The following is a 25,739-nucleotide window of genomic DNA, read 5'->3' on the forward strand; positions in this document are numbered from 1 at the left end:
CCTATTCGGGTACGCTGGCCAGCCGCACATACGCCGGCGCCGCCTCCGCGCGGTTGGTCGCGTTCAGCTTACGCAGCACCCTTTTGACGTGGGACTTCACCGTGCCCGCCGAGATCACCAGCTCATCGACGATCTGCTGATTGGTGCGGCCGGCCGCCATCAGCCGAAGCACCTCGACCTCGCGGCGGGTCAACATCGTCATCACCCGGGTTTGCACCTCGGCCAATGAGCGTGCGGCGGGGCTGCGTTCGACCGGCTCGATCTTGCGCAGGTCCAAATCCGCGTCCTGCAGTGCGCGGACCGCTTCGTCCGCGGACGCCAGCGCACGCTGGACCTCGGTGTGCTGACGACGCATTCGCTCCAGCAAGACGGTGCGTTCGTAGGCATAGCCGAAACCCTCGGCGAACGCCCACACCGTGTCGCGGTCGATCTCGTCGACGATGCGGCCGGAGTACAGCCGGTCAGCGTGCAGGAACCCGATCACCTTGCCCGTCGGCATGATCGGGGCCGCGCAGTAGGAGTGCGTCAACGAGAAATCTACGATCGGCCGATTGACCCGGGGGTCGTTGCGAGTGTCGCGAACGATCGCGGGTGCGTGCCGACGGATCATCTGCGTTTCGATCAGCATGTGATCCAGCAGGGGCGCGACCGACTGGGCCAAGGCGACCATCTTCTCGGCGCCCTTGGTGTCTTCACCGAAATACGCTGACTCCATGACCATTCGGCCCTCGTGCACCCGAAAGAGCACGGCCCGGTCGAATCCACACGATTCCACCATCTCGCGCGGTGCCCGGTCGACGATCGTCGCGACGTCGTCGACAGCACGCAACTTGCTCAAGGCCTCCTGGACGGCCAGCAACGCGAAGGTGCGCCGCTTGGCATCGTCCTCGATCAACTCCCGTTCCAATGAGCACAGGTCCAGCAATCCGTCGAGCGCATTGGCCGCGTGCTCATCCCCACTAGCCTCCAACGCATTACGCACGATCGCCGCCTTGGTGTCGATGGCCTCGGCCACCACCGCCAATGGGTCGTCGGTGGGGTCCACCTCGCCTTCCTGAAACGCCTCGCGGTAGCGGCGCGCGGCGTCGGACTCCCGGACTGGACGGGACGCCCAACCGGGATGGTTGCCGTCGGCCAGCGCAGTGAGCGCGGGGGGTTCTGGCTTGCCGGAAACGGCATCGTCGACGTTGACACCAATCACGCTGCTCACTTTCCTCTGAGCCGGGCCGTGGCATGGCCCAAATCGGAAATTCACCTCGTACGGGAGCAGGAGTACTCCCCAACGGGGGATCGATTTGCCCCCGTGAGTGACACAGGCTGATCGCATGTCCTCAGCGTCCGTTTCGGAATCGGTTTCCGCGATCGAACTACTGCCCACTCCCATTGGCGTGGCCAATCCGTATCCGCTGTATGAGCAGCTGAGAAAGCTCTCACCCGTTGCGGGGTATCGGGATTGGCCGCCGGTGACCATTCCCGGCGCCGATGAGCCCGTCACCGCGTGGGCCCTGTTCCGGTACGACCAGGTCTTCGAGGCCGCCAAGGACAGCACGACCTTCTCGTCGCGCGATCCCCTGCAGGAAGCCTCGTCGGCACCGAGTTTGATGCTGGTCAACACCGACCCGCCCAAACACGAAGTGGAACGAAAACTGGTCGGCCAGGCGTTCTCCCCGCGCCGCGTCAAGAAGCTGGAGGGCTGGCTGAGCGAGCTGATCCCGCGGCTGCTCGCATCCCTCGACGACGGCGGCGACGGGACCGTCGAGGTGATGGAATTCGCCGCCGAGGTGCCGACCCGGCCATGGTGCGCCTGCTCGGATTGCCCGACGGCGACCATGTCCGGTTTAGGCGGTGGGCCAACGCTTTCATGCTCTCGTCGGAGCTGACCCCCGAGGAGCGCATCGCCAGTAACGAGGAGACGGTGCCACTCGGCACGCCGAGCACACCGCCCGGCTGGCGGAGCGGGAGACCGGTGACGACAGCGAGGGGGTGGAGGACGCCGAGGACCTAATCTCGGCGCTGCTGCGCGCCGAGGTGGACGGGCAGCGTCTCACCCCGGAGGAGATCGTGCGGTTCTGCGTCACCCTGGTGGTGGACGGCAGCGAGACGACAACTTTTCTGATCGGCAATCTGCTGCACGCGCTGGCGCGCGAGCCGGAGGTGCAGGCGCGCCTGCGTGCCGACCGAAGCCTACTGAATCTCTTTGTCGAGGAGACACTTCGGCTTGATGGGCCGCCGCAACGCCTGTTCCGCATCGCCACCCGCGACGTCGAGATCGACGGCAAGCTGATCCACAAAGGGGAGTGGGTGGCGTTGTTATTCGGCTCGGCCAACCGTGATCCCGCAGTGTTTGAAAATCCGGATCGGCTCGACATCGATCGGCCGAACATTCGCCAGCAGCTCTCGCTGGGCCACGGACTGCACTTCTGCCTGGGCGCTTCGCTGGCTCGGCTCGAGGTGACGGCGGTGCTCAACGCCGTGCTCGATCGTTATCAGACGATCGCGTTGACCGACGATCCCGGCACCAAGCAGACCGCCAGCCTGCTCACCCACGCCTATGTCCGCCTGCCCCTTCACCTTTCATGACCGCCCACGAGTCCCGCAATATCGCGGCCACCAAAACCATCTACGCCGCGGTCCCCGCCGGTGACCTGCAAACCGCGCTGAGCTATCTCGATCCCGAGGTGCGGATCACCTACTACGGCACCGAATCCATCCCTTACGCAGACGATTACCGCGGCATCGACGAAGCGACGACGTTCTTCACCAAGGTCGGGCAGAACATCGAGGTCGTCGAGATGGAAGCCTGGAAGTTCATCGCCCAGGGCGACGAACTCGCCACCTGGGGCCGGCAACGCTTCCGTCGGCCCGCCACCGGACACGAGTGGGAATCCGAGTTCGCGCACATCATCACGCTGCGCGACGGCCGCTGGTTGCACTTCCGCGACTTCATGAACTCGGCCCTGACCCTGCAGGCGTTCTCGTGAAGGTCACCGCGGACCGCGAGATCTGCATGTCCGCCGGAATGTGCGTGATGACCGCCGAGGGGTTTTTCGATCAGGACGACGACGGTGTCGTGCTGCTTGTCTCCGAGGAGGTTCCTGATGGCGCACAGCGCCGGGTGCATAACGCGGTCAAACTGTGCCCGTCCGGGGCGCTGCAGTTGGTTCCGGAGTGAGCTGTTCGGCCAACGTGACAGGGCCCGGAGTCGGGTCCGCGAGCGACGCTCGGCACGATCGCGCACGCGGCTACCCGCCCGGCATCATGGCGGTACTAACTAGATACATCATCACACATAAGTGTCGTTTTGCTTCGTTATTTACGAATAAGTCAGCGACACACGCTCGTATTGTCTATAGACATGAGGGCGCCGTGCCGCGTACCCTCGCGGGTGTCACTCGTCCACTTCGACATGTCCGGGGGGCAACGTGAGCAACTCCACCCGACGACACGGCGTCGGATTCAGGCGGTGCACGGGGCGATGGTGATGGTGGTCGGCCAGGCGGCGAAGCCGGTCCGCGCGATGGGCGATTTCTTCGTGATGTCGCTGGAGACGTTCGTGTCCGTCTTCAGGCCGCCATTCGCCTGGCGCGAGTACCTATTTCAGTGCTGGTTTGTGGCGCGGGTATCAACGCTGCCGGGGGTGTTGATGACGATCCCGTGGGCGGTGATTTCCGGCTTCCTGTTCAACGTCCTGCTTACCGATATCGGCGCTGCCGATTTTTCCGGCACCGGTTGCGCGATCTTCACCGTCGACCAGCGCGCGCCCATCGTCACGGTATTGGTCGTCGCGGGCGCCGGCGCCACCGCGATGTGCGCCGATCTGGGCGCCCGCACCATCCGGGAGGAACTCGACGCGCTGCGGGAGATGGGCATCAACCCGGTTCAGGCGCTGGCGGTTCCGCGGGTGCTGGCGGCCACGACGATCTCCTTGGCCCTGAGTTCGGTGGTGACGGCGACGGGTCTGATCGGCGCGTTCTTCTGTTCGGTCTTCCTGATGCACGTTTCGGCAGGGGCGCGGGTGGCAGGTCTGACGACCCTTACCCACACGATCGATGTGATCATTTCGATGATCAAGGCGACGCTGTTCGGGCTGATGGCTGGGCTGATCGCCTGCTACAAGGGCATGTCGGTCGGGGGCGGCCCGGCCGGCGTCGGCAGGGCGGTCAACGAGACCGTGGTGTTCGCCTTCATCGTCTTGTTCGTCATCAACATCATCGTCACGGCGGTCGGCATGCCGTTCATGGTGTCGTGAGGTGAATCGATGACGGTCAGCGTTCCGCGCAGAACACCGGTGCGTCGCGTTACGAAATCCGTTGCGGGCGAATGGACTCGGCCGGGATCGCAGGTCAGGTTTTACGTCAGCACCGTGGCGGGGATCCCCGACGCCGTCATGCACTACCGCGGCGAGCTGCTGCGGGTGATCGCGCAAATGGGTTTGGGCGTCGGAACTCTCGCGGTAATCGGCGGGACGGTCGTCATCGTCGGGTTCTTGGCGATGACCACCGGCGCCATCGTGGCGGTGCAGGGCTACAACCAGTTCGCCTCGGTGGGCGTGGAGGCCTTGACCGGCTTCGCGTCCGCATTTTTCAACACCCGCGAGATTCAGCCGGGAACCGTCATGGTCGCGCTGGCCGCCACCGTCGGTGCCGGAGCCACCGCCCAGCTGGGCGCGATGCGGATCAACGAGGAGATCGATGCGCTCGAGGTGATCGGGATCCGCAGCGTCAGCTATCTGGCCAGTACCCGGGTGCTGGCCGGGGTGGTCGTGGCCATCCCGTTGTTTTGCGTCGGGCTGATGACGGCATACCTGGCCGCCCGGATCGGAACCACGGCGGTCTATGGGCAGTCCCCGAACTTTCACCTGGCGAGCTAGAGCGATGAGTCGCGGGAAGACCAAACACCGGCTGCACGACGCCTGGTGGACGCTGTTCCTGGTGGGGGCGATCGGTGTGGTTGTTCTCGTGACGGCGATGTCCTTCAACGGCACCCTGCGGTCCTATGTGCCCGTCACGCTGACGGCGGACCGCTCGGGGCTGGTGATGGACACCGGCGCCAAGGTGATGATGCGCGGCGTGCAGGTAGGCCGGGTTAGCCAGATCGGCCAGACCAACCGGGACACGCACGGGACCAGCCTCCGGCTGGAGATCGAACCCGACCAAATCCGTTACATCCCAGCCAATGTCGAGGCCCAGATCAGTGCCACCACCGCGTTCGGTGCCAAGTTCGTCGACCTGGTGATGCCGCCGCGCCCAAGTCGCGCGCGGCTGGCCGCCGGGGCCGTCCTGCACTCGAAGAACGTCAGCACCGAGATCAACACCGTCTTCGAAAATGTCGTCGACCTGCTCAACATGATCGATCCGCTCAAGCTGAACGCGGTGCTGACGGCGGTGGCCGATGCCGTACGCGGCCAGGGGGAGCGAATCGGGCAGGCCACCACGGACCTCAACCAGGTACTCGCGGCGCTCAACGCCGGGCACGCATCGTGGGCGTTGGGCGTGGCCAAAAGCATGCTCGACGACGTTCAGGAGCTGGCCGCCACCAAATTCCGGATGAACGACATGGCGGCGCTGACCAGCCGACCCACCTTCCAAAAGGGCCTTGCCCACCACCGCGCGGCCTGGCGCGCCGCCCGCCTGCTGATGCTCGACGCCTTCACCACCGCGGAGGCCGCCGTGGCCGCGGACCAAGATCTGACGCCGGCGCTGCGCGCGGATATGCGGGTGGCCGCCGTCTACGCCACCGATGCGGCCCGAAGCTGCGCCGAATGGGCCCACCTGGTCGCCGGGACGAGCTCGATCCGCGAGGGCACCCGCCTCGAGCGCGCGTTCCGCGACATCTACACCGGAACCCAACACGCCTTCATCAGCGAAAAAGTGGCGATCGACGCGGCGCAGATCTGGCTGGGCATCATCGAGGATCAACCAGGGCTATGAGCCGGGGCAAACCCGATTAGACCAACTCCCCGCCGGTCTTTTCGCCGTCGACGTCTTTGGACTCAGGGGAGCCGTCGTCGGTCAGCGAGGACGCCAGCGCCGGACCGGTGCCACCGGCGGCCGCTCCACTCGCGCCGGCCGCGCTGGCCGCGGCTTCGCCCGCTGACCCACCCCCTGCCGTTGCGCCGCCCAGTCCGCCTTGGCCGACGGATCCGAGCGACGAGCCGAGCGAACTGAGCGTGCTCAGCGGGGCGCTTCCGGCGCTGAGCAGCGTCGATGCCGCGTTCATGGCCGCGGCATGCCGGCCGCCCCGGCCGCGGGGGTCGGCGCGACCGCCGCTCCTTCGACCAGGTTGGCCAGTGCCGGCGTGCGGGCGGCCGTACCGGCCGCGCCGGGCACTGCCTCGGCACGCAGCAGCCGTGTGGCCGGCGCGGGACTGGCCAACGACCTCGACATCGGGGCGCCGACGCTGCCGAACTCGACGGCGGTGGTGCGCGCGGCATCGGCTTGCAGGGCGCCCGCGGCGGTCGCATCGGTCTGGGTGTACATCCGGGTGATGTTGACCAACGCCACGCCCGTCCGCGAGATCTCCTGGTGGGCCGCGAGGTGAGCGGCCAGCGCCTTGCTGGCCTCGGCGGCGAACGCGGCTGCCGCCTGCGCCGAAACCTCCTCGGCGCCCGCGGGCGCCAGCGCGGTCACCGCCGGGGCGGCCGCGGCACCGGAAGCGATGGCGGCGGCGCCCATTGCCGTCAATTGCCCGCCAATAGCGGCAACTGCCGCATCGTGCGACATGGATGTCAAGTGCGTCCTGCTCCTAGGTATGTACGCAGCAACCGTGGCGGAATGCATTGATTCTACCGAGGCACCCGGCTGCCACAGGCACAAATTATGGGGCCCGGCGGATCAGAGGTGGGTCAACAACCGAGCGGTGAATTCTTCGGGATGTTCTCGGTGCATGAAGTGTCCACCGGGGACTTCTTCGACCACATACTCGTCGGAGAACATCCGGGCGGCACCCCGATAATCCGATGGCTCGATGATCGGATCATCCAGTCCGGCAAAGACAACCGTCGGCATCTTGATCCGCGCCTTCAGCGACGCACTCGGTACGGGGGAGAGCTTTCGGTAATAGCCGAACGCGGCGTTGCGGCCCGCCGGATTCGCGAAGCTCGCGCACACCGCGTCGAACTCGCTCGGATCGGGGCTCCACGTCGGAGACCATCGCCGGTAGATCGCGGGCAGCGCCGCGAAGTCATTGCGCGCGAAGCGGTTCGGCGCTCCCGGCAGCTTGTAGGCCACGGCTCCGAGCCCTCCTCGAGGCAGGCGAAGCTGAGCCCATTCGCGTCGACGAATCGCAGCGCATCTGCCATGACGTGCGCGACGTTACGCCGATCATCGGGGTGCGGCGAGCCCTCGCTACCATCAGCAAATGCGCGGCTCAAAGATCCTGATCACCGGCCCGACCGGACAAGTTGCCACCCCCGTCGCCAAGGCGCTGGCAACCGACAACGAAGTGTGGGGCATCGCCCGGTTCACCACTCCCACGGTCCGGGAGGACCTGGAGAAGGCGGGCGTGCGGTGCCAGACGATCAACCTGGCCGCCGGCGACTTCACCGGTCTGCCAGACGACTTCGACTACGTGCTCAATCTCGCGGTGGCCGAGAGCGGCCACTGGGGCAAGGATCTGGCGGCCAACGTCGAATCCGTCGGGGCCCGGCCCGCTACACCCCGATCCACGAGGACGACATCATCGCCACCATCCCGAAGCTGTTCGAGGTGGCCTGGGTGCCGGCCACCACGCTGAACTGGTGCGGCGAACAGAACGTCAGCCTGCAGGAGTGGTGCAGCTACCTGGGCTCGCTGGTCGGCAAGGAGCCGATCTTCGAGGAGAGCGAGCAGGCGCTGCGCGGCAATCCCACCGACGCCAGCCGGATGCGCGAGCTCGTCGGCGCCGCGACCGTCGACTGGCGCGACGGCATGCGGCGCATGGCGGCCAAATTCCACCCCGAGCTGGTCAGCGCGTAGGCGCCGGCTACCAGTAGCGCATCGCGGCGCCGAACAAATCGACCAGCACCGGCTTGCTCATCTCGCGCGGGGCGTTCTGCAGCAGGCGCTGCTGGGGGAAGGCACCCTCGGTGAGGGCGCCGATGTCGGCGTCGGTATAGCCCACTCCGCCAAGGCCGTTGGGCATGCCCACCGCACGCATGATGCGGATGAGTTCGGTCGCGAGCACCTCGCCCGCATCCTCGGGGCCGGCGTCGCGGGTATCGGCACCCAGCAATCGGGCGGCCTCGGTGTGCCGCCGCGGGCTGGCCTGCGCGGTGAATCGAAATACCGCCGGCGCGTTGACGATCACGGACATCCCGTGCGGCACCAGCGGTTCGTCGGTTGGGTAGCCCGAGGGGTGGAAGTCGCGCACCAGCCCGGCCACCGCGTAGGCCATGCCGTGCGGTGCGTGCACGCCCGCATTGCCGAAGGCGATGCCGGCCAGCGTCGCCGCCCACATCATCTGTTTGCGCGCGTCGCGGTCGGAGGCGTCGTGCACCGCCGGCTCTAGATTGCGGCCCAGCACGCGAAGCGCCTCGCTGCAGCCCAGATCGCTCCACGGGTTGGCTCCCTGGCTCATCGGCCGCAGGATGGGCCGCGGGGGCGCCGGCCGCTGCACATAGGGGCGTGCGGTGTAGTACTCCAGGGCGTGCGACAGCACGTCCAGGCCGGCCGCGGCGACGACCCCGGGCGGCAGGCTGGCGGTGCAATCGGGGTCGACGACCGCCTCGGTGGGCCACAATGCGGGCGAGGCGATTCCGGTCTTCACCGTCAGCGACAGCAGATCGAAGATCGCGATCCCGGTGACCTCGCTGCCGGTGCCCGCGGTGGTGGGGCAGGCGATGTGGGGCCTGAGCGGTCCGGGTACCGGGTTGCCTTCGCCGATGGGCGCGTTGACGTAGCTCAGAAAGTCCGCCGGGTGGGTGGCGTAGAGGTTGGCGGCCTTACAGGTGTCGATGACCGAACCGCCGCCCAGCGACACGTAGCCGTCGGGCCGCACGTCCCGGGCGAAGCGGGCCGCTTCGGCAAACGACGCGTCCGTCGGTTCGACGTGCACGTCTGTGTAGGCGACCACGTCCACACCGGCCGCGACCAGCGATTCGCGTGCCGTGGCGAAGATCGGCAGGCCCGCCACCCGGGTATCGGAGAACAGGGCCACCCGCCGCAGGCCCAGCGCACCGGCTCTGTCGCCCAACTCGGCGAGACAGCCCCGCCCGAAGGTGATCCGGGACGAGTCGACGGTGAAGGCCGAATCGCAGCCCGGCAGCACAGCCGGGGCCCTGGCCAACGACACCACCTACGGCCTGGCCGCCACCGCCTGGACCGAGAACCTGGGCCGGGCCCACCGGATCATGAAGCGATTGCAGGCCGGCAGTGTCCAGGTGAACTGCCAGCTGGTGTTCGACCACGATGTGCCGTTCGGCGGCTACAAGCAGTCCGGCTGGGGCCACGAGTTCGGCAAGGAGGGCCTCGAGATCTACCTGAAGACGAAGTCGGTCTGGGCCCAGTTGTAAGTCTGGGCGCCACAACGGAAAGTCCCGGACCCCCGCGAGTCCGGGACTTCTCCGACGGCCGTCAGACGACTCAAGAACCTTGGTTGTACCGAGTCAGGAATCCGATGGACGCCACCGCCGCGGCGGTGCCGATCACACCCCAGAGCACCAACTGGAAAGCCACCGCTGCAAAGAACCAGCCAAACGTCATTCCGATGTAGAGCATCCAGATCACCCGATAGATGCTCCAGATCGCGAGCAGGCCGGTGCTGATCCCGATGTACAGGCTCCGTTGGCGATCGACGCGGTTGATCTGTTCCTGGATGCCGGTCGGCACGATGTTCATTTACTGTCTTCCTTTCCTGGTGCGTTGCCTCTGTGGCGGCGTCGTTGCGATGAGTACAGCCGCCCGCACGGGCTACCGATCCCAACATCGAACGGGCCGCGCGATGCACGCGCCGGTCAGGACGCCGGCGCCGGATGCTGCACCGGGGGGTGCATCTCAGCCAGGAACTGGCGGTAACGCTCGGCGTGAGCGGGACTGCGCCGGACGACCAGCCATCCGGCGGCCAGCAGCACGAACCACGCGGGGAACCACGCCAAAGCCAGCGCGGTGTCGTCTTCCGTGGTGAGCGTCCACGCGACGAATGCGAAGAAGGCGAGCACGGCCCAGCACATCGCCCGGCCGCCGGGCATCTTGAAGGCCGAGTCCGCGTGGCGCCGCGCGTACCGGCGGCGATAGACGAGGTAGCTGGCCAGGATCATCGCCCAGACGAACATGAACAGCAGTGCCGAAATGGTCGTCACCAGCGTGAAAGCGCCCATCACCGAACCGCCGACGTGCAGCAGTGGGATGGCGGTCAGCAGCAGTGCGGCCGTCACGAACAGGGCGGGCGCCGGCACCCCTCCGCGGTTCAGCCGGCGGAAAACCGCCGGAGCGCTACCTTCGTCGGCCAGACCGTAAAGCATGCGGCCGGTCGAGTACATCCCGGAGTTGGCCGCGGAGGAGGCCGCGGTGATCACGACGAAGTTGACCACCGAGGCCGCGCCGCCGAGTCCGGCCAGGGAGAACATCGCGACGAACGGGGACTCGTTGCCGTCGAACCGCCGCCATTCGACGACGGTGAGGATCACCAGCAGCGCGCCGACATAGAAGATCGCCACCCGCAGCGGCACCGCGTTGATCGCGCGGGGAAGGGTGCGACGCGGGTTGGCAGTCTCGGCCGCCGCGGCACCGACGAGTTCCACGCCGGCGAACGCAAAGAACGCGATCTGGAATCCGCCCACCATCCCGGAAAAGCCGGTGGCGAAGAATCCGCCGCTGTTCCAAAAGTTTTCGACCGTCGCCGGATGTCCCTGCGGGGAAACGAAATTGGTGGCCAGCATGATTGCGCCGACAACGATCAAACTGATGATCGCGACGACTTTGATTAGCGCGAACCAGAATTCGATCTCCCCGAAGTTGCGCACGCTGAACAGGTTGATCAGCAGGATCAGCACACACGCGCTCAGCGCCGGCAGCCAGGCCGGCAGACCCGGCCACCAGAACTGCAAGTAGCCCGCGATCGCGACCAGTTCGGCAATGCCGGTGACGATCCAGGCAAACCAATACGACCACCCGACGAAAAAGCCCGCCGCCGACCCCAACAGGTCGGCGGCGAAATCGACGAAGGACTTGTAGTTCAGGTTCGACAACAACAACTCGCCCATCGCGCGCAACACGAAAAACAAGAAGAACCCGATGATTCCGTAAACCACCACGACCGACGGGCCGGCGCGGGAGATCGTTCGCCCGGCGCCCATGAACAGGCCCGTTCCGATCGTGCCACCGATCGCGATCAGCTGGACGTGACGGTTGGACAGTCCCCGATGCAGCTGCGAGACAGCAGGATTAACCTCGACGACGTCCTCGCTCATGTGTCACGTCCTCGTGGTTCCGAGCTGCCGGTAGCTAACCAGTGCTGTGGCCAAACTGGATTATTCCTATCGTCACATCCCGGCGCTGACCAAGCCAATTGTCAACGTTCTGCGAGATGCACCGGCCCGAACGAGCAAAGGGAAAGGCGGCGCCTAGCCCGACGTCTTGACCATGAGCTTGCCGACGTGCTTGCCGTCGAAGAGCATGTTGATCGCCGTGGGCAGCTGTTCGAAACCCTCGACGACGGTCTCCAGCGGCGTGAGCTTGCCCGCGGCGATCAGGTCCGAGATCTCGCGTACCGCTTCGGGGGCGCGGCCCAGGTGGTCGAGAACGATGAAGCCCTCCACCCTCGCGCGCTGGATCAGCAGGTTGCCGAAGACCCGCGGTCCGGGTCGCGGGTCGGCCTCGTTGTAGCCGGAGATCAAGCCGCACAGCGCAACGCGCGCGCGAATGTTGAGCCGGGCGAAGACCGCGTCCATGATGACGCCGCCGACGTTCTCGAAGTCGACGTCGATGCCATCGCGTGTCGCCGCCCGCAGCTGGGCGAGCCAGTCGTCGGCACGGTAGTCGACCGCCGCATCCAAGCCGAGTTCCTCGGTGAGCAGACGGCATTTGTCCGGGCCGCCGGCGATCCCGACGACGCGGGCGCCGTCGGCCTTGGCAAGTTGGCCGGCGACCGAGCCCACCGCACCCGCCGCGAACGACACGACGACGGTCTCACCCGGCTGCGGCTTGCCGATGTCGCGGATCCCGACCCACGCCGTGAGCCCAGTCGTCCCGAGAGCGCCCATGTAGGCCCTGCACGATCTGGCCGACCGTATAGTTGGGCTTCTTGGATTCGACGACCCGGCCGAGCCCGCCGGCCCGCATGACCTCGCCGATACCGACCGGAGGCAGATAGGTCGGGGTGTCGTTGGTCCAGGTCCGGTTGGTCGGATCGAGCGAGATCCATTCGACCCGCACCAGCGCCTCACCATCCCCGATCTGTGGCACGGCTTCCTCGCTGAGTTCGAGCGTGTTGGGACCAATACGTCCGGTCGGGCGCTCACGCAGCAGGAATCGGCGATTTCGATCGGGCATGAGCGCACGCTACCGGACACCATTCTCCGGATCAATAGCCATGAAAGTTGTTGGTACACAACGTTTTTAGTACGCCACTCGACTCGCAGCGGACCAAGGTCGACGACGGATGCTATAACCCCAGCTATGGCGGATCACACCATCACCCATGTTTCGGATACCGCCCGCTGGACGTCGCTGCATCGGGCAACCGAATCGCAACGCCGCGATGCGTTGTTCCACGACCCGCTCGCCGGGCTGCTGGCCGGCGAACAGGGCCGTGCGATCGTCGCCAATGTGCCCCGGTCGACGCGCAACGGTTGGTGGCTCGTCGCGCGCACCAAACTGATCGACGACGCCGTCGCCGAGGCCGTCACCAACGGTTGCGACCGGGTGTTGAATCTGGCCGCCGGCCTGGACACCCGGCCCTATCGTCTGGAGCTGCCCGCCGAGTTGGGGTGGGTGGAGGCGGATCTGCCGGCATTGCTGGCGGAGAAGACGCAACTGCTCGCCGATCAGACACCGCGATGCCGGTTGACGCGCACGGCCGTCGACCTGGCCGACCCACCGGCCCGGGACGCGTTTCTCAACGACGCCCTCGACGGCGCCGCGAAGGCCCTGGTGCTCACGGAGGGCCTGTTGATGTATCTCGACGATGGCGACGGCGACGGTGGGGATCACCCGGCCCGAGGTCGCCTGGTGGATGCTCGACTTCGCCGGTCCTGGTCTGAAAAAGATGATGAACAAGAAGATGGCCGACATGCTGGAAAATGCACCGTTCAGATTCGCCCCCGAAACGGCGTGGCATATTTCGAAGAACTCGGCTGGCGCGTCGCCGAAGTGGAATCGTTGCTAATCGTTGCCCACCGATTCCGCCGCTTGCCGGTACTCATGCGCCTCGCCGCATGGCTGCCTCAACCCGATCCGCGCCGACCCGGGACCCGACCATGGAGTGCGGCGACTCTGCTGACCCACTGAGCCCACGATCGACGAACGTGTGCAAGATTTTTCGGTATTTGTGCACATGCCGGATTCTTTAATGCCGCGCGTCTGGCATCCGACGAACGGGAGACGAAATCGGAATGCGGACCATTCGCCGCGCCAAAATCCGCCGCCGAACTTAGATTCGCCGCATGCGCATTTCGGTCAAATTCGACCAGAGCTTCCAATACGCCGAACTCGAGCGGTTGTGGCGCACCGCTGATCGGCTTGGTTTCGAAGCGGTGTGGGATTACGACCATTTCTACGAGCCGCAGGAACACACCGCCCCCACCCATGAGGCTGGACCACCCTGGCCGCGATGGCCGCGGTCACCAAGCGGGCGCGGGTCGGCTGTCTGGTATCCAGCGTCACCTACCGCAACCCCGCGGTCCTTGCCAAGATGGTGGTTACCGTCGACCACATCTCGGGTGGTCGCCTCAACTTCGGGATCGGCGCCGGCTGGCACGAGGCCGAACATTGCGGGTACGGGATCGACTTTCCCGCCCCCGGTGCCCGCGTCTCGATGGTCGACGAGGCACTGACCCTGATTCGCCGGCTATGGACGGAGGAATCGGTCACCTTTGAGGGGCAATTCTTCGCCCTCGTGGATGCGCTGTGCGAACCCAAACCGCTGCAGCGCCCACACCCCCCGATGGTGATGGGCGGCACGGAGCCGAAGATGCTCCGCGTGATCGCACGCCAGGCGGACATCTGGAACATGCCCGGACATGAGGGGCCCGAAAGATGGGGCACCGTAAACGCCCGGCTCGACGAGGCATGTGCCGAAATGGGGCGCGAACCGGGCGTAATCACGCGCACCGCGCAGGTTTCCCTGCATCCCGTCGAGCCCGATCAGGTGGATGAACAGCTGGCGCTGTTGCCGGAGTTTGAACGGCTCGGTTGCGAGCAGATGGTGCTGGCGTTCCGCCAGCCACCGACGGACGCACTGCTACAGCGTTGCCTTGCCCTGGATTCCACCCCGCGACCGGTCGCGGCCGTCTAGCCGCGGCAGGGGACATTCACCTCGCTGCCGATATGGAGGATTGTTAGCTCGGTGGACGTGTTGCGGGTTGCTGCGCTGCCAATCGTTGTCACGGTGATGTTCGGGTCGATCGGATCGGCGAACGCCGATCCTCCGCCCACTCAGCAGATCACCACGGCGGCCGTCGGGTCCCAGGGGCAAGCCGTCAACGGCTTTCACGAAACCCCGCCCGACGGCAACGTCGCCGTGGTGAACGACTGCGTAGCCTCGCCCGCGGCCGTGGCCGACAACGTCTACGCGTGCTCGCCGAGCGTCGCCGGCGCCGCCACCTGCTGGCCGTCGACACCGGGATCGCTGCTGTGCGTCGACAATCCGTGGGACCAGCGTTTACATCGGGTCGACTATCAGGGGCAGCTGCCGCCGGTGCGAGCCCCGGCGTCACCGGAACCGTATGCACTCATCCTCGACGACGGCCCCCGCTGCCTGCTGCGCAACGGCGGGGCGTGGGGCGGCCGGGACGACGGTTACGTCGCCGGCTACGGGTGCGACAACGGTGGCCCCAACCCTGCGGTGCTGTGCCGCCCCGACACGCAGACCTGCATCGACGACCGCACCGGGCCGGTATGGACGGTCAAAGTCGGTCAGCTGGGTGCGGGCAACCCGCACCTGCCACCACCCCAAGTCCACGCGGTAGCAGAAGCGTGGTTCGCCGGCGATCGCACTCCGGGCTGATGCCGGCTACCAGACGCGTATCCAGTCGACGAGCATGTCGGCGGGGTAGCTGCCGCCTCCGGGGTCACCACCGCCGGAACCGGCAACGGCAAGGTTGAACACCGGATAGACCGTGTAGCCGGGGCCGTTGAACGGCCAATCCGGCAGCGAGCTGGCCGGCACGTCGAAATAGGGCTGGGCTCCGTCGGAATAGTCTTTCCAAAACCTGATCCCGGCCTCGTCCCATTGAGTGCGCCAGGTGTGCCAGGCGCTGTCGACCGCGATGTTGTGCGTCTTCCACTCGCCGCCGTTCGCCTTGGCGTGCACCGTGGTCGCCGAGGGCCAGCTGCCGTTACCGTACCACTCCATCACGTCGATCTCGCCCTGGTCGTCGTTGCCGAGCCAGTACGCGGGCCAGGCGCCGGCCGTCAGGCAGTTCAGCTTGACGCGGGCTTCCCAGGTATGGCCGACGCCGCCGCGCCACAGGCTTTGCACCTTGCCGCTGAAGTAGGTCGGGCCGTCTTTGGCCGCGCGCAGAACGAGGTTCGAGTTGCCGTCGACGAACACGTTTTTCCGATCGTCACGGTACTGCCCGATGTGCTCGGGCAACTCCCAATACGTCGGGTCCTTGATCGTCTCGCGGGCCTTGGCGATCGCCCACTTGGACGGGTCGGGCACCGAACCGGCCGGGCCGTCGAACTCGTCGGCGAATAGGTAGCTTCCGGCCTGCCCGCTGGGCGCGGCGGGCGGTGGCACCCGCCCGGGATAAGCCCTGGCCTCAGGGATGGGCAGCGCGGCCGCCAGCACGCCGATCCCGGTCGTCAGCATCATGCGTCGGCGGTCCATCTCAGGCATAGGCAAGCGACGATAGCAGCCCCGCCGGTACGGGGTCGAAACGGAAATTGTGTCGGTGGCCGTCGTTAGCATTTGGATCGCCACCGCCCCGAAACGGACGGCGGAACGGTACAAGCTCGGGATTTGGGATGGAATTCACGGCGAATTCTCATGTTCAGCCACGGTTTGGTCTCAGCATTGGTTGGGCATCCTGGACACGAATCGATAACACGCTTGTAGCTTTGCGGCCGAGTCGGGGCTCTGAGAGGAGTTGACCACCATGGCGAATGCGCCAGAGTCGACAGTTATTTTTCTCCAGTCCCATCCGGCGTGGATCGCGGCGCAGCGCCGTGAACGTGAACGTGCCGAATCCATCCGTCGCCACCCGTCTTTTCGGGCCCGTCGAGGAGACGCTCGGGTAGGCCAAGCGGTTGCCGCTGGCAGCCGCCGGTTCAAGCTCTTCTCCACCGGCGATACCCCCGCATAAACGTTAATAACTGCGCATCAGTCAATTCGCTCGGTCCTTGAATTGCGTTAATTCGCGCCGGTCATAACCGTGCAGTCACGGCCAAAACGAGATTCCTGACGACATCCGTTTACTTCGCCAGTGCGGAACGCAATGGCCAAAGCTGTTATGTCAGTGGAGAATTCCACCACGTCCCCGATGGCGCGGATGCCGACCTGATCCTGGTCGCCGCGGAGACCGCCGACGGCACAACACTTTTCGCGATCACCGGTTCCGACGGGGTGCACCGGCAGCGGCTGGCCACCCTCGACCCGACCCGCCCGTTGGCTAATTTGCGGCTTTCGCACGCCGCGGCGCGCCGGGTCGGGGCGCCCGGAGCCGCCACGGCCGTGTTGGCCCAGGTCCACCTTCGGGCGACCGCGCTGCTGGCGGCCGAGCAGGCCGTGCTGGCCGAGCAGTGCGTAGCGCTCACCAGGCGATACCTATTGGACCGTCGGCAGTTCGGCCGTCAGATCGGCGCGTTCCAGGCGCTCAAGCATCGTCTCGCCGACGCGGCGGTGCGTGCCGAGCTGTCGGCCAGTAGCGCCTGGTATGCAATCCGGCAACTGGCGGCCGGGGCGGCCGATGCCGAATTCGCCGTGACGGTCGCGGCCGCCGCGTGCGGGGAGGCCGCGGTGCAGAATGCCGCGGAGATGATCCAGCTGCACGACGGCATCGGCTACACCTGGGAGCACGCCGCACACCTGTACCTACGCCGGGCCAAGTCCGACCAATACCTGCTCGACACCCCGTCGGCACATCACGACCGGCTCGGCCTCGCCGTCGTCGAAACGCCTTCGCCCACGACACAATCCGCACCGGTAACAGACTCGCCGGCGGTCGCCGAACTGCACGCGTGGCTGGCCGCCAACCTGATCGACGGCCTCGCCGGCGACGGCCCACCCCCGGCAGCGGGGGAGAAGTACTCACCGGCGCGACGCGACTGGTATCGCCGCCTCGGCGCCGCTGGCTGGTCGACACCGACCTGGCCGGTCCAGTACGGCGGTCGGGGCCTGAGCCGCGACGAGGGCGGTGCCGTCGTCGAAGAGCTGCGCCGCCGCGGCCTCGACCGGCCCGAGGAAGATTTCGTCGGGATATGGCTGGCCGGCCCAACGATTCTTCAGTGGGGCAGCGATCAGCAGCGTGAGACTTACCTGCGGCCGCTGGCGCTGGGCGAGCATCGGTGGTGTCAACTGTTCAGCGAACCCGGCGCCGGATCTGATCTGGCGTCCCTGGCGACGTCGGCCGTACCGATCGACGGCGATCGCTGGCTGGTCAACGGCCAGAAGATCTGGAGTTCGTTCGCCAACACCGCCGACTTCGGGCTGCTGATGGCCCGCACCGATCCGACACTGCCCAAACACGACGGCATCACCTACTTCCTGCTCGACATGCGGACACCCGGTGTCGAGGTGCGACCGCTGCGGCAGATGACTGGCGACGCCGAATTCAACGAAATGTTCCTCACCGACGTCGTGGTGCCCGACTCGGCGCGTCTGGGCCCGCGCGGCGCCGGCTGGAAGGTCGGCATCAGCACGCTGATACAGGAACGCAACAGCCTGACCGGGCCGCCGGTCGTCGGTCCGGGCGTGGCCGATCAGCTGATCGCCGAAGCGCTCGACCGCGGTGCCTGGCACAACGCCGATGTACGGGATCGGTTGCAGCGCATGCTGGTCGACGAACGCGCCCTGCAGACCGCGAGTTTGCGCGCCAGCGTTACCCCGGATCGCAACCCCGGCGCCATCGACTCGATTCGCAAACTCGTAAGCGCGGACCTGCACGAGCGCGCGGGGCGTATCCGGGTCGACTCGCGGCCAGAGCTCTCGCTAGACTGGCCGATCGATGCCGAGATGCCCGCTGGCACAAGATCATTCCTGGAGATGAAGAAGTACTGCATAGCCGGTGGCACCTCGGAGATCCAGCGCAACATCATCGCCGAACGCGTGCTCGGGCTGCCCCGCGAGCCCGATCCCGACCGCGACCAGCCGTTCAATCAGCGGACCAGTAGATAAGAAGGAGCCCACCGCAAAATGATGACGGGCGAACAGTACAAGAACTCGTTGCGCAACGGACGGCGGATCTACCAGGACGGCAAGCTGGTCGCAGACATGGACACCGACCCGCTGCTGGCCCCGGCGCTGGAAGCGGTGACCGCGGGATACGACGAGTACTACCGTCCCGAGCCCGACGCGGTGAACCCCCTCGTCGAGGTGCCCCGCAGCGTGGACGAACTGCGAGAGCGGGTGCCGATCCTGACCAGGATGGACCTGTTGCTCAACGTCACCTACCAGTCGCTGATGACGCTCGTGGTGGCGGCCGCGCGGCTGGGTGACGCGCACCCCGAGTTCGTCGCGCGCATCAATGCCTATGTGGCACAAGCGCGTCGCGACGACATCCGCATCGCGGAGTGCATCACCGCCAAGGGCGATCGGTCGCGGGCGCCGGCCGCACAAGACGACCCCGACCAGTACGTGCGCGTGGTGCAACGCCGCGACGACGGGGTGGTGATCCGCGGCGCCAAGCTACACATCAGCGCCGCACCCTTCGCGCATCATCTGTTGGTGATACCGACCACGTCGATGAAGCCGGGGGAGGAGGACTACGCGATCGCGTGCGCCGTGCCGGTGAACGGAGCGGGCGTGCACGTCGTCAGCCGCACCGTGCAGGCACACGGCGGTGACGCACGCGACTACCCGGTGAGCTCCGGGCGTGGCATGCCCGACGGCTTCGTGATCTTCGACGACGTGTTCGTGCCGAACGAACACGTGTTTTTGGACGGGGTTGCGGCCCAGGCCGGAATCTTCGCGCACTCGCTCGCGTTGTGGGAACGCCTTGGCGGCACCGCCGTGATGGTGGAACAGGCCGACGAGATGGTGGGCCTGGCCGCACTGATCGCCGAGGCCAATGGCACCGCCCGGGTTTCGCACATCCGGGAAAAGATCGACGAGATGATGATCCACGCCACCATCCTGCGCGCCGGCATGGAGGCCGCGATCAGCAACGCGCACACCACGCCGGAGGGTTACTACTATTCCGACGATCTCTACACCAACGCCACCAAATACGTTGGTGCGGCGAACTTCAACCTGATGGTCCGGCATCTGCACGACGTCGCCGGCGGTGGCGTGATCACCACACCATCGATGGCGGACCTGGACAACCCAGACGTCGGGCCGCAGTTACGCAAGTACCTCACCGGCGCATCCGAGGTCCCGGGCGATACTCGCGCGAAGTTGTTTCACGCCATCCGGGACGCCACCGCCGACTCGTACGGCGGCTGGCATTTGGTCACCAATGTGCAATCCGGTGGCGGCCTGTTCGCCCAGCGCCTGGTGACCTGCAAGCATTACGACATGGAACGGGCCAAGCGCCTGGCCCGGCACGCGGCCAACCTCGATTGACGGCACACCGTGCTTGCGTGAACGTGAACGTAGACGTAGATTCAGCTGCATGCGTTTCGGTGTGTTCATCGCGCCCTACCACATGGTGGGAGACAATCCGACCCTCGCGTTCGAGCGCGACCTGCAGTTGGTCGAAGCCGTCGAAGAACTCGGCTACGAGGAAGCCTGGTTCGGCGAACATCATTCCGGCGGAACCGAAATCAGCGGTGCGCCGGATCTGATGATCGCCACGGCCGCCGCGCGCACCAAGCGCAGCCGGCTGGGCACCGGTGTGGCCTCGCTGCCGTACCACCACCCGTTCATGTTGGCCGACCGGATGGTGCAACTCGACCACCTGACCCGGGGGCGACTGATCGTCGGGGTCGGTCCGGGCGCGCTGCCGGGCGACGCCTACATGATGGGCATCGAGACGACGCGGCAGCGCGACATGATGCTCGAGTCCCTCGAGGCGGTGCTCGAATTGTTGGCCGACGAGGGACCGGTGACCCGCAAGACGGACTGGTTCACGTTGCGCGACGCCAGGTTGCAGCTGCGGCCCTACAGCAGGCCCGGCATCGAGGTGAGCGTCGCTGTGACGGCGTCGCCGTCCGGCCCGGTCGCGGCCGGCAAGTTCGGCATCGGATTGCTTTCGATCGCCGCGACCCAGAAGAAGGCCTTCGACGCGCTGGCGCGCAACTGGCGCACCGCCACCGAGACCGCGGCCGCACACGGCAAGACCGTGAGCCGCGAGGGCTGGCGCATGGTCGGGCCGATGCACATCGCCGAAACCGAAAAACAGGCCCGCCGGGAGGTCGAGGTCGGCCTCGCTCAATGGGTCGACTACTTCCAAAATGTCGGCGCGATACCGATTTTGGGCGACTTCGATCCGGGCGAGGACATCGTGGCCGCGGTCAACGACACCGGTGTGGGCGTGATCGGCACTCCCGAGATGGCCGTCGAGCAGTTGCGCCGGCTGCAAAGACAGTCCGGCGGATTCGGCACCTATTTGTTGATGGCGCACGAATGGGCCAATCGTGGGGCCACGCTGCGGTCCTACGAGCTGATCAGCCGCTACGTGATGCCGGTGTTTCAGGATTCGCTGGAACCGATCGAGCGCAGCCGCGACTGGACGATCTTCCACCGCGAGACGCTGATGGGCAACATCACCGACGCGATCGTCGGCGCGACACAACAATTCCTTGCCGAGCGCGACGCCCGCCGTGCCCAGGCAGAAAAAGTGCGCACCGGTCAGTGATCGACTTCGGGGTGCTGCTGTTTCCCAACGTCGCGTGGGCGACGCTGCTCGACCGCTGCGAGCAGGCCGAGGAGTTGGGGCTTCGCAGCCTCTGGATCGACGACCACGGCGCCAACCCGCAAGCCTCGAAAGCCAACTGGTTCGAGGCGTTCACCACGCTGGCCGGCCTGGCCAACTGCACGCGCCGAATGTTGCTGGGGCGGTTGGTCTCCAACGTCATCCTGCGACACCCCGTGCTGCTCGCGCGCCAAGCCATCACGCTGGAGAACATGTCGGGCGGCCGGCTGCGGCTGGGGATCGGGGCCGGTTATGCGTGCACCGACCACGAGCTGCTGGGCACCACGCCGTGGGCGCGCGACGAACGTGCCGAGCGGTTCGCCGAAGCCGTCGAGTTGATCGACGCGCTGCTGCGCGCCGAACCCGTCGACTTTGCCGGCAAGTACTACGACGTTCGCGGCGTGCGGCTGCGACCGGCTCCGGCGCAACGGCCGCGGCCGCCGATGTGCATTGCCGCGCATGACCATTCGAGCCTGCGGCTGGTGGCTCGGTTCGGCGACATCTGGAGTTCGTTCGGCGGCTGGGGGCTGTCGTCAGCCGAGCTGCTGGCGATCACCCAGCGGCGGTCGGCGATCCTGGACGAGCTCTGCGCCGAAGTCGGCCGGGACCCGTCGAGCATTCGCCGGCAGATCCTGGCCGGCAGTCCCGCGACCACTCCGGACCCGATCTGGTCGTCCGTGCAGGCGTTCGACGACTGGGTGGCCGGCTGGCAGCAGATCGGCATCGACGAGATCGTGTTGTACTTCCCCCCGGAGCTGCTCTACGAGCCGGAGCTGATCGATCCCGCGGTCCTCGAGCACCTGCGGGCCCTGCTGTTCGCGCGGAGCTCAGGTGATCAACGTTCCGCCGTCGACTGGTAGCACCGCGCTGCTGACGAACGACGCGGCCGGGCTGGCCAGAAACAGGACCGCCGCGGCCACCTCGTCGGGATCACCCATCCGAGCGGCGGGTACCCGGGTGGCGACGAAGTCGTCGTTGAAGCCGTCCGGCGTGTGTGCGGTCACTCCGCTGGACAGAAATCCCGGCGCCACGGCGTTGACCCGAATTCCCTTGCGGCCGGTCCACTGTCGGGCCAGGTCGCGGGTGAGACCCAGCAGCCCCGCCTTGCTGGACACATAGCCCGCCTGCGGCAGCGAGGTCGTCGTCAACCCCAGGATGCTGCTGATCATCACGACGGCCGAACCCGGCTGCATCACGCGGCCACACGCCTGGCTCATCCAATAGGCGCCCATCAGGTTGACTTCGATGCTGTATCGGAACTGCGCCGGATCCTCGCGCGTCGCGGGTGCGGCGGTGCCCACGCCCGCGTTGTTGACCAGCACGTCCACCCTGCCGAAATGCTCCGCGATCCGGCCCACCGCGGCGGTGCAGGATTTGGGATCTACGACGTCCACCAAAAATGCAGTGGCGTCGAGGCCGTCGTCGCGCAATCTCGCGCAGCGTTCTTCGACGGCCTCGAAGCGGCGGCCGGCCAAGGCGATTCGCGCTCCGGCGCAGCCGAGCGCGCGGGCGATCGCCACGCCCAACTCCGACGGCGCCCCGGTCACCACGGCGACGCGACCGTCCAGCCGGAATCGCTCGATAACGAGCCGTGGGTTTGGGTTTCCGGACGCGGCTGCGCGCGCAACGCCAGGACACAGTCGCGCCCCTGCAGGATGTGCTCGGCCATCAGGGCGCCGGCGCGCTCGGGTTCCCCGGCGGCGATCGCGTCGCGCACCATCCGGTGGAACAGGTTGGAGTGCTCGCTTTCGGCCCGCGTCTGATGTCGAAACACCTGATACACCAACGGAATGTCGACCGCGTGCACCAGCAGTGCCGACAGCCGTCGGTGCCGCGACCCCTCCACCACGCCCTGGTGGAAGGCACTGTTGGCGGCCGCGATTCGGCGCACGCCCGCATCCAACGAGCCGCTCGACACGAGCTCGATGCCCGCATCGAAATCCGCGATCGCCGCGTCGAGTCCGGCGATGCCGTCGGCATGCATCCGGGTCGCCGCACGCTCGGCGGCCAGCGATTCCAGCCGGGCGCGCAGCTCGTATTGGTCGCGGATGTCGGTCTCGGACATCGTGGCGACGACCGCTCCCCGGTTTCGCTCGATCACGACCAAGCCGTCGGCGGCCAAGGCCCGCAACGCTTCTCGGACCGGCGTGCGGGACAGGTCGAACATCTCGCCGATGCGCTGTTCCACCAGCCGCGAGCCCGGTTCGAAATCTCCCTCGGCGATCGCGCGCCGGATCAGCCGGTAGGCCAAGTCCGATCGGCCGTCGATCTCGCTCACCTCAGTCACCTCCAGAAGTGGCGGCGCCGATGTCGAGCACGCCGCCGCCCTCGGGGTCGTCGACCTCGACGATCGGGTCGTCGACGTCGTCGAACTCCAGGCGCAGTGCCCGCGACATGATCGCGTGCATGACATACATCGTGGTGGTATAGGTGAATTCGAGGATCTCGGTGTCGGTGAAGACATCTCGCAATTGGGTGAACAGCTGCTCGGGTACCCGGCCCTGTTGGCCCGCAAGGCAATCCGCGTAGGCCAGCAGCAGCCGCTCGGTGTGGTCGAAACAATCGGCGGTCTGCCACGAGGGAATGGCCGCGATCTTCTCCTCGGACAGCCCCGCCGATCGGCACGCCTTGCAATGCTGGGAGTAGACGAACTGTCTGCCCACCACCCAGCCCGCCCGGATCTGGCCCAGCTCACGGTGATCGGGGCGGATGCTTACCTCTTGGCGGTACAGGCGAAAGCCCCGCACGGCATGACGCAGGGCAGCGGGCGACTGGGCCATCACCGTCCACCAGTTTCCCGCAGTGCCGCCGACGGTGCCCGGTTCGGCCACCGGATCGCGGTCGCCGAACATGAAGTCGTACATCTTCAGCGTGAACTCGTCGGTGACCTCACCCCGGGGAATGGGATTCAGGCGCGGCATTGCGAGTCCTCTCGATTGGATGCAGATTGCATTCAATCCCAACGTCTGCCGCTACATCAACGCAGCTCGCAGTTCAGCCACGCCCCGGATTGCGTACAGTCAGGGGCGCAGGCCGGCGAGTGTCATGGCCGCGAACACATCGCCGATCTCGGCCAGCGTGTTGCGTCCGCCGGGGACGTACCAACGGTGGATCCAGTTGTGCATGCCGAGGATCCCCAGCATCACCAGCCGCGGGTCCAGGTCGCGGCGGAATACGCCGGACGCGACGCCCTCCTCGACGATCGCAAGCAGCGTCTTGCCGTAGGTATCGGCATTGGCGACGATGTCCTTCGCCTCGGGAAGGGTTGCCAGGTACTGACTTTCGCTGAACAACAGAAAGACTTCGGGATAGTTGGCCAGGTCTTCGATGTAGGCACGCAGCGCCCGGCGCAGCTTCTCGTCGGCCGACGCGTCGGACTCGAGCGCCTCGCGGCAGCGCCGCGTCATCGTGTAGGCGGGCTGCTCGATCAACGCGACCAGCAGCTCCTCCTTGGTGCCGACGTAGTAGTACAGCGAGGCACGGTTGATGCCGACCTCGGCGGCCACATCTTCGAGGCGGGCTCGCGCGAATCCGTCCCGGCGGAAGACCTCCGCGGCGCCCTTGAGGATCGTCTGCCATCGCTCCCCGGAGGCGCGGCGGTCGGCGTTGCGGCGCTCGTGGCGTCGACGGGCGTTGTCGCTCTGCTGGCGGGTGGCTGGAATGGTCGTCCTCCTCATCTACCGTGCGGTATCAACGTACGCCATCAGGGCTCCGAACTGCAGAAAGCCGGATTCGTCTACATGAACGTTGACGTTGGCAAACGGATGCTGTCGTCGTAGCGTGCCGAACTGATGCTCCGTCATTTGCGCCTTAATTTCTCCATCGCCACACGGAAGTCGTCGTGCTCCATGGCCGCGGCCTCCAGCGTGAGCGACAACGGCAGCACCGCACCCGACGCCAAGGCGAGCAGGCGGTTGATCGCCATCTTGGTGCCCTGCACAGCCTGGGGAGCCAGCTGGGCAAGCCGCACCGCCATCGACGTCGCCGCCGGTAGCACCTCGGGCGTCGGCACGACACGGGTGATCAGTCCCAGGCGTTCGGCCTCGGCGGCCGTGAGCAGGTCACCGGCCATCAACAACTGCTTGGCGCGGTTGATCCCGACGAGCAACGGCCAGATCGCCGCGGCACCGTTGCCGGCCGGCAGCGCGGCGTGCACATGCAAGTCGCCGAGCTTGGCCGATTCCGCGACATATGAGATGTCCGCCAGCGTCGCCAGCACCGCGCCCAGCCCGACCGCGTGCCCATTCACCGCTGCGACAAGGGGTTTGGTCAGGGCGACGATGTCGTCCACGATGTGGCGCGCCTCCTCGATCGGCGTTCGGCCGGTCGAGGTCGCATACCCGCGATCGCTGGATTCGTCGCCGCCCGCCGAGAACGTCCGGCCCGCACCGGTCAGCACCACGGCACGCACCCGGCCGTCGTCCTGGGCGGCGGCGAACACGGTTGACAACTCCGAATGCATGACGTCGTCGACGGCGTTGGCCTTGTCGGGCCGATTCAGCGTCAGCACCGCGACGCCGGTGGATTCGTCCACGGCGACGTCGATGGTGCGGTATGCGTCGGGGTCGAGCATCGGTCCGCTCCCTTC

Annotated in this window: 24 protein-coding genes and 5 pseudogenes; 15 read left to right on the forward strand and 14 right to left on the reverse strand. The window is 66.6% G+C overall.

The genetic code is table 11. The features are described from left to right. Position 1: 1 nt before the first annotated feature. On the reverse strand, positions 2-1,201 hold the full coding sequence (locus tag T428_RS0115370) for a LuxR C-terminal-related transcriptional regulator (RefSeq protein WP_245604933.1): 1,200 nt from the start codon (positions 1,199-1,201) through the stop codon (positions 2-4). Positions 1,202-1,325: 124 nt separating this feature from the next. Here T428_RS0115370 and T428_RS28475 point away from each other — a divergent pair. The 6 genes and pseudogenes from T428_RS28475 to T428_RS31255 all read left to right on the forward strand — a co-directional run bounded on the left by T428_RS28475 (position 1,326) and on the right by T428_RS31255 (position 5,930). Then, positions 1,326-2,580: pseudogene (locus tag T428_RS28475) on the forward strand (cytochrome P450). Beyond that, complete coding sequence (locus T428_RS0115380; RefSeq protein ID WP_025737181.1) at positions 2,577-2,981, forward strand: nuclear transport factor 2 family protein; 405 nt, start codon at positions 2,577-2,579, stop codon at positions 2,979-2,981. The pseudogene T428_RS28475 and the gene T428_RS0115380 overlap by 4 nt, the downstream one beginning before the upstream one ends. After that, entirely contained in the window at positions 2,978-3,172 is a 195-nt protein-coding gene (locus T428_RS0115385; protein WP_025737182.1) for a ferredoxin, read from the forward strand. The genes T428_RS0115380 and T428_RS0115385 overlap by 4 nt, the downstream gene beginning before the upstream one ends. A gap of 303 nt (positions 3,173-3,475) precedes the next feature. Beyond that, positions 3,476-4,249, forward strand: coding sequence for an MlaE family ABC transporter permease (locus T428_RS0115390; RefSeq protein WP_025737183.1), 774 nt, complete (start codon positions 3,476-3,478; stop codon positions 4,247-4,249). 9 nt (positions 4,250-4,258) lie between these two features. Then, complete coding sequence (locus T428_RS0115395) at positions 4,259-4,870, forward strand: ABC transporter permease (RefSeq protein WP_025737184.1); 612 nt, start codon at positions 4,259-4,261, stop codon at positions 4,868-4,870. Between the two features lie 4 nt (positions 4,871-4,874). Continuing rightward, positions 4,875-5,930, forward strand: coding sequence for an MCE family protein (locus T428_RS31255; protein WP_025737185.1), 1,056 nt, complete (start codon positions 4,875-4,877; stop codon positions 5,928-5,930). A gap of 16 nt (positions 5,931-5,946) precedes the next feature. On the opposite strand, the gene T428_RS28490 is transcribed toward T428_RS31255, so the two are convergent. From T428_RS28490 to T428_RS0115410, 3 genes are all read right to left on the reverse strand, one after another. Further along, positions 5,947-6,219: a hypothetical protein gene (locus tag T428_RS28490; RefSeq protein ID WP_036468113.1), complete on the reverse strand. Its 273-nt coding sequence runs from the start codon at positions 6,217-6,219 to the stop codon at positions 5,947-5,949. Continuing rightward, positions 6,216-6,722, reverse strand: a complete 507-nt coding sequence (locus tag T428_RS32090) for a PE domain-containing protein (RefSeq protein WP_084298755.1) — start codon at positions 6,720-6,722, stop codon at positions 6,216-6,218. Before T428_RS32090 ends, T428_RS28490 begins: the two co-directional genes overlap by 4 nt. A 111-nt stretch (positions 6,723-6,833) precedes the next feature. Continuing rightward, positions 6,834-7,229: an alpha/beta fold hydrolase gene (locus T428_RS0115410; protein ID WP_025737186.1), complete on the reverse strand. Its 396-nt coding sequence runs from the start codon at positions 7,227-7,229 to the stop codon at positions 6,834-6,836. Positions 7,230-7,359: 130 nt separating this feature from the next. Here T428_RS0115410 and T428_RS28500 point away from each other — a divergent pair. Continuing rightward, positions 7,360-7,955 (forward strand): annotated as a pseudogene (locus T428_RS28500) (hypothetical protein). Positions 7,956-7,962: 7 nt separating this feature from the next. Here T428_RS28500 and T428_RS0115420 read toward each other — a convergent pair. After that, a complete protein-coding gene (locus tag T428_RS0115420) occupies positions 7,963-9,273 on the reverse strand; it encodes a hydroxyacid-oxoacid transhydrogenase (protein WP_342666276.1) in 1,311 nt (436 codons plus the stop codon). Between T428_RS0115420 and T428_RS0115425 the strand changes: the two are divergent. After that, positions 9,248-9,490, forward strand: a pseudogene (locus T428_RS0115425) (aldehyde dehydrogenase family protein); the annotation flags it as partial. The gene T428_RS0115420 and the pseudogene T428_RS0115425 overlap by 26 nt on opposite strands. Before the next feature lie 70 nt (positions 9,491-9,560). On the opposite strand, the gene T428_RS0115430 reads toward T428_RS0115425, so the two are convergent. From T428_RS0115430 to T428_RS28505, 3 genes and pseudogenes are all read right to left on the reverse strand, one after another. Beyond that, a complete protein-coding gene (locus T428_RS0115430; RefSeq protein ID WP_025737189.1) occupies positions 9,561-9,815 on the reverse strand; it encodes a hypothetical protein in 255 nt (84 codons plus the stop codon). Positions 9,816-9,931: 116 nt separating this feature from the next. Continuing rightward, positions 9,932-11,386 carry an amino acid permease gene (locus T428_RS0115435; RefSeq protein WP_025737190.1) on the reverse strand — a complete coding sequence of 485 codons (1,455 nt, stop codon included), beginning with the start codon at positions 11,384-11,386 and terminating at the stop codon, positions 9,932-9,934. A 153-nt stretch (positions 11,387-11,539) separates the two neighbouring features. Continuing rightward, positions 11,540-12,467, reverse strand: a pseudogene (locus tag T428_RS28505) (NADP-dependent oxidoreductase). Positions 12,468-12,593: 126 nt separating this feature from the next. On the opposite strand from T428_RS28505, the pseudogene T428_RS28510 reads away from it, so the two are divergent. From T428_RS28510 to T428_RS0115455, 3 genes and pseudogenes are all read left to right on the forward strand, one after another. After that, positions 12,594-13,424, forward strand: a pseudogene (locus T428_RS28510) (class I SAM-dependent methyltransferase). 322 nt (positions 13,425-13,746) lie between these two features. Then, positions 13,747-14,430, forward strand: coding sequence for an LLM class flavin-dependent oxidoreductase (locus tag T428_RS28515; protein ID WP_245604935.1), 684 nt, complete (start codon positions 13,747-13,749; stop codon positions 14,428-14,430). A gap of 51 nt (positions 14,431-14,481) precedes the next feature. Next, positions 14,482-15,141 (forward strand): hypothetical protein, encoded by a 660-nt coding sequence (locus T428_RS0115455; RefSeq protein ID WP_025737191.1) that lies wholly within the window; start codon positions 14,482-14,484, stop codon positions 15,139-15,141. A gap of 6 nt (positions 15,142-15,147) precedes the next feature. Here the strand turns inward: T428_RS0115455 and T428_RS0115460 are convergent, their stop codons facing one another. Then, positions 15,148-15,975 (reverse strand): glycoside hydrolase family 16 protein, encoded by an 828-nt coding sequence (locus tag T428_RS0115460; RefSeq protein ID WP_025737192.1) that lies wholly within the window; start codon positions 15,973-15,975, stop codon positions 15,148-15,150. Positions 15,976-16,701: 726 nt separating this feature from the next. On the opposite strand from T428_RS0115460, the gene T428_RS0115465 reads away from it, so the two are divergent. The 4 genes from T428_RS0115465 to T428_RS0115480 are packed head-to-tail and all read left to right on the forward strand — an operon-like array spanning position 16,702 to position 22,011. Beyond that, positions 16,702-18,471 (forward strand): acyl-CoA dehydrogenase family protein, encoded by a 1,770-nt coding sequence (locus T428_RS0115465; protein WP_025737193.1) that lies wholly within the window; start codon positions 16,702-16,704, stop codon positions 18,469-18,471. An 18-nt stretch (positions 18,472-18,489) separates the two neighbouring features. Next, positions 18,490-19,860: a 4-hydroxyphenylacetate 3-hydroxylase N-terminal domain-containing protein gene (locus T428_RS0115470; protein WP_025737194.1), complete on the forward strand. Its 1,371-nt coding sequence runs from the start codon at positions 18,490-18,492 to the stop codon at positions 19,858-19,860. Positions 19,861-19,909: 49 nt separating this feature from the next. Continuing rightward, positions 19,910-21,094, forward strand: a complete 1,185-nt coding sequence (locus T428_RS0115475) for an LLM class flavin-dependent oxidoreductase (RefSeq protein ID WP_025737195.1) — start codon at positions 19,910-19,912, stop codon at positions 21,092-21,094. After that, positions 21,091-22,011: an LLM class flavin-dependent oxidoreductase gene (locus T428_RS0115480; RefSeq protein WP_025737196.1), complete on the forward strand. Its 921-nt coding sequence runs from the start codon at positions 21,091-21,093 to the stop codon at positions 22,009-22,011. Before T428_RS0115475 ends, T428_RS0115480 begins: the two co-directional genes overlap by 4 nt. Here T428_RS0115480 and T428_RS0115485 read toward each other — a convergent pair. From T428_RS0115485 to T428_RS0115510, 5 genes are all read right to left on the reverse strand, one after another. Next, entirely contained in the window at positions 21,979-22,698 is a 720-nt protein-coding gene (locus T428_RS0115485) for an SDR family NAD(P)-dependent oxidoreductase (RefSeq protein WP_245604936.1), read from the reverse strand. The genes T428_RS0115480 and T428_RS0115485 overlap by 33 nt on opposite strands. Then, positions 22,695-23,429, reverse strand: coding sequence for a GntR family transcriptional regulator (locus T428_RS28520; RefSeq protein WP_051465253.1), 735 nt, complete (start codon positions 23,427-23,429; stop codon positions 22,695-22,697). Before T428_RS28520 ends, T428_RS0115485 begins: the two co-directional genes overlap by 4 nt. A 1-nt stretch (position 23,430) precedes the next feature. After that, on the reverse strand, positions 23,431-24,072 hold the full coding sequence (locus tag T428_RS0115495; protein ID WP_025737199.1) for a carboxymuconolactone decarboxylase family protein: 642 nt from the start codon (positions 24,070-24,072) through the stop codon (positions 23,431-23,433). Positions 24,073-24,171: 99 nt separating this feature from the next. Next, the gene (locus tag T428_RS0115500) at positions 24,172-24,828 is read right to left on the reverse strand and encodes a TetR/AcrR family transcriptional regulator (protein ID WP_025737200.1); all 657 of its coding nucleotides are present in this window, start codon (positions 24,826-24,828) and stop codon (positions 24,172-24,174) included. 122 nt (positions 24,829-24,950) lie between these two features. Beyond that, positions 24,951-25,724 (reverse strand): enoyl-CoA hydratase/isomerase family protein, encoded by a 774-nt coding sequence (locus T428_RS0115510; protein WP_025737201.1) that lies wholly within the window; start codon positions 25,722-25,724, stop codon positions 24,951-24,953. Between the last annotated feature and the right edge of the window lie 15 nt (positions 25,725-25,739).

This window comes from Mycobacterium genavense ATCC 51234, assembly GCF_000526915.1.
GTDB classification, from domain to species: Bacteria; Actinomycetota; Actinomycetes; order Mycobacteriales; family Mycobacteriaceae; genus Mycobacterium; species Mycobacterium genavense.